The 5,427-nt window shown below is 71.8% G+C and carries 5 protein-coding genes; 4 read left to right on the top strand and 1 reads right to left on the bottom strand.

Annotation, left to right across the window (positions count from 1 at the left end; all coding sequences use genetic code 11):
• A partial coding sequence (locus FJ108_17815) for a GyrI-like domain-containing protein (protein MBM4337748.1) occupies window positions 1–440 on the bottom strand: 440 nt, incomplete at its 3' end.
• A gap of 89 nt (window positions 441–529) precedes the next feature.
• On the opposite strand from FJ108_17815, the gene FJ108_17810 reads away from it, so the two are divergent.
• The 4 genes from FJ108_17810 (at window position 530) to FJ108_17795 (ending at window position 4,807) form a co-directional block, all read left to right on the top strand.
• Window positions 530–1,735 (top strand): CoA transferase, encoded by a 1,206-nt coding sequence (locus FJ108_17810; GenBank protein ID MBM4337747.1) that lies wholly within the window; start codon window positions 530–532, stop codon window positions 1,733–1,735.
• A gap of 3 nt (window positions 1,736–1,738) precedes the next feature.
• Entirely contained in the window at window positions 1,739–2,164 is a 426-nt protein-coding gene (locus tag FJ108_17805; protein ID MBM4337746.1) for an SRPBCC family protein, read from the top strand.
• 24 nt (window positions 2,165–2,188) lie between these two features.
• Window positions 2,189–3,511, top strand: a complete 1,323-nt coding sequence (locus FJ108_17800) for an alpha-L-fucosidase (protein ID MBM4337745.1) — start codon at window positions 2,189–2,191, stop codon at window positions 3,509–3,511.
• A gap of 111 nt (window positions 3,512–3,622) precedes the next feature.
• On the top strand, window positions 3,623–4,807 hold the full coding sequence (locus FJ108_17795) for an MFS transporter (GenBank protein ID MBM4337744.1): 1,185 nt from the start codon (window positions 3,623–3,625) through the stop codon (window positions 4,805–4,807).
• Window positions 4,808–5,427 lie beyond the last annotated feature (620 nt).

Raw genomic sequence — 5,427 nt, 5'->3', positions numbered from 1 at the left:
GCGAGCACGCTCTGGCGCTTCTCGTCGAAGCGCTCCAGGCCGAACGCCTTCTTGTTGGGCGTGACCGCGTTCTGGGCGAAGAAGCGCGCCAGCTCCAGGGTGGCCTTGGTGAGCTCCGCGGTACCACCGCGCACCGTCACCTGTGCGTAGCGCTGCGCGGGGACGATCAGCGACTCCATCCCCTTCGGAACGCTGCGGCCGCTGCGCACGCGCGCGCAGCACAGATACGTGTAGCTGCCCTGGCCCTCGAGCTTGTGGTGGTCGGCCTCGGGCACGACGCCGAAGAACACGCCCGGGTCGACCACGTTCTCGATCTCGCCGAGGCGGCTCGCGAGCTCGCGCCACGCCTTCGGCACCCGCGTGGCCAGCTCCTCGCGCGATCCGCTGGTGCGGATCCCGATCAGCTTCATCACGCCCATTCGCACCTGCTCGGCCGACATCGATCCCGCTCCGTGTTCCGCGCACGCTACCAGAGAATGCCGGTCGGAAGCCACGGGGAGCGCGCGGCTTCTGGTAGGATCGGCCGATCTTGACGTCGATGTCGGACTTCGCGGCTGGTCCGCTCTCGGGCGTGCGCGTGCTCGACCTCTCGCGCGTGATCGCCGGCCCGTACGTCGGGCGCCTCTTCCGCGACATGGGCGCCGAGGTGATCAAGCTCGAGCCGCCCACTGGCGACGAGTCGCGCGAGATCGCGCCCAAGCACGATCGCGGGGGGTCGTGGATGTTCACGTTCACGAACGTGGGCAAGCGCTCGATCGCGCTCGACCTGGGCAAGCCCGGCGCCTCCGACGTCCTGCTCGCGCTCGCGCGCGTCTGCGACGCGGTGATCGAGAACTTCCGCCCGGGAGTCCTCGAACGGCTGGGGCTGGGCTGGGAGCGGCTCCATGCCGAGAACCCGCGCGCGGTCCTGCTCTCGATCAACGGCTTCGGCTCCGACTCGAAGCTGCGCGACCGGCGCGCGTATGCGCCGATCGTGCACGCCGCGACCGGGCTGCTTCGCGATCGCGGCCAGCTCGGGCAAGCGCCGGCGCAGCCGCGAAACGCGTTTGCGGACGTGCTCTCCGGCCTGCACGGGGCGGTGGCGCTGCTCGCGGCGCTCCGCGTGTCCGAGGCCACCGGCGTCGGCGAGCACGTCGAGGTCGCGATGTTCGACGCCACGCTCGCCAGTCACAGTGAGTCGGGAAACGTGCTGCTCGACCCGCCGGACGACCGAAGCATGAATCCGGTCTACCCGGCCGGGGCGCATGGCTTCGTGGCGATCGCCGGCGCGGAGTCGCACGTCTGGGTCACGCTCTCGCGGATGTACGCGAGCGAGCTCGAAGATCCCGCCACCGCGGAGCCCGACCTCGAGACCCGTTCGCGAAAGCGACAGGCCGCGATCGCCGCCTGGATGGCGCGGCAGCCGACGCTCGACGGTCTGCTCGAGAAGCTCACGCGCGCGAAGCTCGCCTGCGCGCCGGTCGTGACGCCGCGCGAGGCGCTCTCGAGCGAGCTCGCGCGCGAGCGAGAGCTGCTCACGCGCGTCGACGACCGCCGCGGCGGCAGGCGCCCGGTGGTGCGCCCGCCCGCGCGCTTCTCGTCGTCGCGAAACGAGATCCGCGGGCCCGCGCCGCTCCCCGGCGAGCACGGTCCCGAGTTGCTCCACGAGCTGCTCGGCTGGGACGACGCGAAGATCGCGGCGCTCCGCTCGAGCGGGATTCTCGTCACGCACGACACGGCGAAGACAGGAGGTTAGAGCATGGCCAAGGTTCACGTTCGCGACGCGTTCGACGCCCCGATCGACGCGGTCTGGAGCTACTTCCGCGACTTCGGCGGGGTGGGAAAGTGGGGCGGCGGGATGGTCAAGAGCTGCACGGTGGAAGGCGAGGGCGTCGGCGCCGTGCGCACGATCGCGCTCGCGCAGGGCAATCCGATCCGCGAGCGCCTGGTACAGTTCGACGACGCCGACCGCAGCTTCAGCTACGCGATCATCGGCCCGCGCGACCTGCCCGTCGCCGACTACGTCGGCAGCGTGAAGCTCCGCGCCGACGGCGGCAAGCGAACGACGATCGACTGGATCGGCACCTTCGACCCCGCCGGCGCCCCGGAGCCCGACGTCCTGCGCATGATCGAGGGCATCTACCGAGGCGGCATCGCGGCGATCAAGGCCGCGCTGCGAGCGTGAGCGCGGACGCGCTCGAAACGGCGCATGACGGAGGTCGTCGTGGGACGTGAGCTGCCGCGGTGGTACCGCGACGCGAAGTTCGGGCTGTTCGTCCACTGGACGGTCGGGTCCGTGCCTGCGTTCGCGCCGCTGGGCAAGGACCCGTTCGCGCTCGCGCGCGAGGACGGCGAGCATGCGGCGTTCGCTCGCACACCGTACGCGGAGTGGTACTGGAACTCGGCGAGCATTCCCGGCTCGCCCGCCGCGCAGCATCACGAGCGAGTGTGGAACGGCTGCGATTACGGGGTGTTCGTCGAGCGGTTCCTCGATGCCGCGCAGGGCTGGGATCCGGTGCGCTGGGAACGGCTGATGCGCAGGTCGGGCGCGCGCTACTGCGTGATGGTCACCAAGCACCACGACGGCGTGCTGCTGTGGCCGTCCGACGTTCCGAACCCGCACCGGGGCGCGGCGTGGTCGTCGTCGCGCGATCTGGTGGGCGAGTGCGCCGCCGCGGCCCGGCGGGCGGGGCTGCGCTTCGGCACGTACTACTCCGGTGGGCTCGACTGGACCTTCGGCGGTCTGGGGATCGACGGCTGGCACAAGCTGTTCCGCGCGATCCCGCAGAGCGATGCGTACCGCGCGTACGCGGACGCGCACTACCGGGAGCTCTTGCGCCGCTACGCGCCCGACGTTCTGTGGAACGACATCGGGTATCCCGGCGGCGCGAGCGCCGCGACGCCGCTGGTGGACGAGTTCCACGCCGCGAACCCCGATGGCGTGGTGAACGACCGCTTCGACCTGATCGGCGTCGTACAGGGCGCGATGCACGCCGACTTCCGCACGGTGGAGTACTCCTCGGGCGGTGCGCCGGCAGGACGCCAGTTCGAGGTGTGTCGCGGCATCGGGGCCAGCTTCGGGTACGTGGCCGACGAGACCGAAGACCGCTGCATCGCCGTGCACGATCTAGTGCGGCTGCTGGTCGATACGGTGGCCGACGGCGGCAACCTGCTGCTCAACATCGGTCCCATGCCGGGTGGGGAGGTGCCGTGGATGCAGGCGTCGCGCGTGCTCGCGCTCGGTGAGTGGCTGGCCGTGAACGGCGACGCGATCTACGGCAGCCGGCCGCACCCGCTCGGCCGGCTGGCGACAGACGACGGCACGCCCGTGCGACTCACGTCCGGCGCCGACGGCGCGGCCTACGCGATCGTGTGTGGGCGCACCGCGAGCGAGCGCGTCCGCATCGACGGCCTGCCGCCGGGGGGCGTGCAGCTGCTCGGCCACAGGGGAGCGCTGCGCCGCGAGGGCGACGCGGTCCTGCTCCCCTGTCGACCGCCCGAGCACGCCGTGTTCACGCTGCGCATCGCCTGACCCGCGGCTCGAGACTCTTTCCTTGCGCTTCCCCGCGCGACGGGAAAGAATTCCCGCCCGCCTGAACAGCGGCCGGCGCTCGACCCTGCTCCAGACTCGAGGCGACCACCCTTGGCGTTCCTGCGCAATCGCGCGGTCAACTGGATCAATCTGCACTCCGGCATCCATGCCCTGGCTTCGGGCATGGGCGGCGCGTTCGTCCTGGTCTACCTGCTGCGCGCGGGCGTGTCGGTGCCCGCGACGCTCTGCGCGATGGCGCTGATCTGCACCACGCGCTTCGCGATCCGCCCGCTGGTGGTGCGCGCGTCCGGGCGCGGCCTGAAGCCGCTGGTGATCGGCGGCACGCTGCTGGCCGCGCTTCAGTACCCGCTGCTGGCCGAGGTGCACGGCGTCGAGCCGGCGCTGCTCGTGTTCTGCCTGGTCTCCGGCCTGGGCGAGACGCTGTACTGGACCTCGTACCACGCGTACTTCGCGCTGCTCGGCGATGCCGAGCACCGCGGTCACCAGCTCGGCGCTGGCGTCGCGCTCTCCGCGCTGATCGGCATCGTCGCGCCGCTGATCGGCGCGTGGGCGCTGCTCGGCTTGGGCGCGCGGCCGACTTTCGCGGCGGCCGGGCTGGTGCAGGCGCTGGCGGCGCTTCCGCTGGTGGCGACGCCGAACGTCCGCGTGCCGAGCACGGCTCCGGGGGCGCTGCGCGCGTCACTTCCCGGTGTCGGTCTGTTCGCCGCCGACGGCTGGTTCGCGGTCTGCTACGTGCTCGTGTGGCAGATCGCGCTGTTCCTCTCGCTCGACCGGAGCGTCGCAGCGTACGGCGGCGCGGTGGCGCTCGCGGCGACGGTCGGCGCGCTGACCAGCCTGTTCCTGGGCCGACACATCGACGCGGGAAACGGCCGCCAGGCGGTGGCGATCGCGTTCTCGGCGGTCTCGCTCACGCTGCTCGCGCGCGCCTGGAGCGTCGGCACGCCGTGGCTCGCGGTCGGCGCCAACGCGCTCGGCGCGCTCGCGAGCTGCCTGGTGGTGCCGGCGCAGATGACGCCGGTCTACAACCTGGCCAAGGCCTCTCCCTGCGCGCTGCGCTTCCACGTCGCGGCCGAGGGCGGCTGGGACCTGGGCCACATCGCGGGGTGTCTCGCCGCGGCGCTTCTGGTCGCGCACGGCGCGCCACTCGGCGCGGTGATTCCGATCGCGTTCCTCGGCGTGGCGGGTCAGGTGTTCCTGCTGCGCCGCTACTACCTGCGTCTCGGCGCCTGGCGACGGGCCGCCGCAGCTGCATCGGAATCGCGCAGCGCTTCATAGTGAGTCGCCCCGGGCTCCAGGAGACTGGCGGGCAGCGACCGCGGCGGCGTCGCGGAGAGCAAGGCCACGCTGCGCGGCTCAGGCGCGGCCAGAGGATCCCGCGCGCGCCATTCAAGTGCGGGATTTGTCGCTCTTCGAGTCCAAGCTCGATCCGGCCGTTGGATATCGAAATCACAAGACGCCAGCCGTGGTCGCCCAGCTCTTCCCGAGCAGGCCGGGCTCAACCAAACGGGCCTCCGGACAGCCCGGAACGATTCACTCCAGCGCGGCGGCCGACGCGCTCGCGAGCTGGCGCACGACGTCGGCGGACGTGACGGGCTTCGTGCGGTCGGCGCTCGGCGGCTTGCGGCTCTTGATCGCGAGCGACATTTCGACGTCGCGCGCCTGTGCGCGAAGCGCGCCGACGCGGCACTTCTCGCGCGGGATCTGCGCGAACGGGTCGAGGCGGAAGTGGCGCAGCGCGTTTGCGTGCGTGATCTGGTCGATCTCGGCGTCGGGCAGGCCGGCGAGCCGGGCTTCGAGAAGCTCGGGCGAGCGCGGCCAGCTCGTGTCGGCGCGCGGGTAATCGCAGCCCCAGGTGATCGAGTCCAGGCCGATGGCGTGGCGGTTGGCGATTCCGA

It is taken from the genome of Deltaproteobacteria bacterium (genome assembly GCA_016875225.1).
In the GTDB taxonomy this organism is placed as follows: domain Bacteria; phylum Myxococcota_A; class UBA9160; order SZUA-336; family SZUA-336; genus VGRW01.
This window is presented reverse-complemented; position numbering and strand designations above follow the sequence as displayed.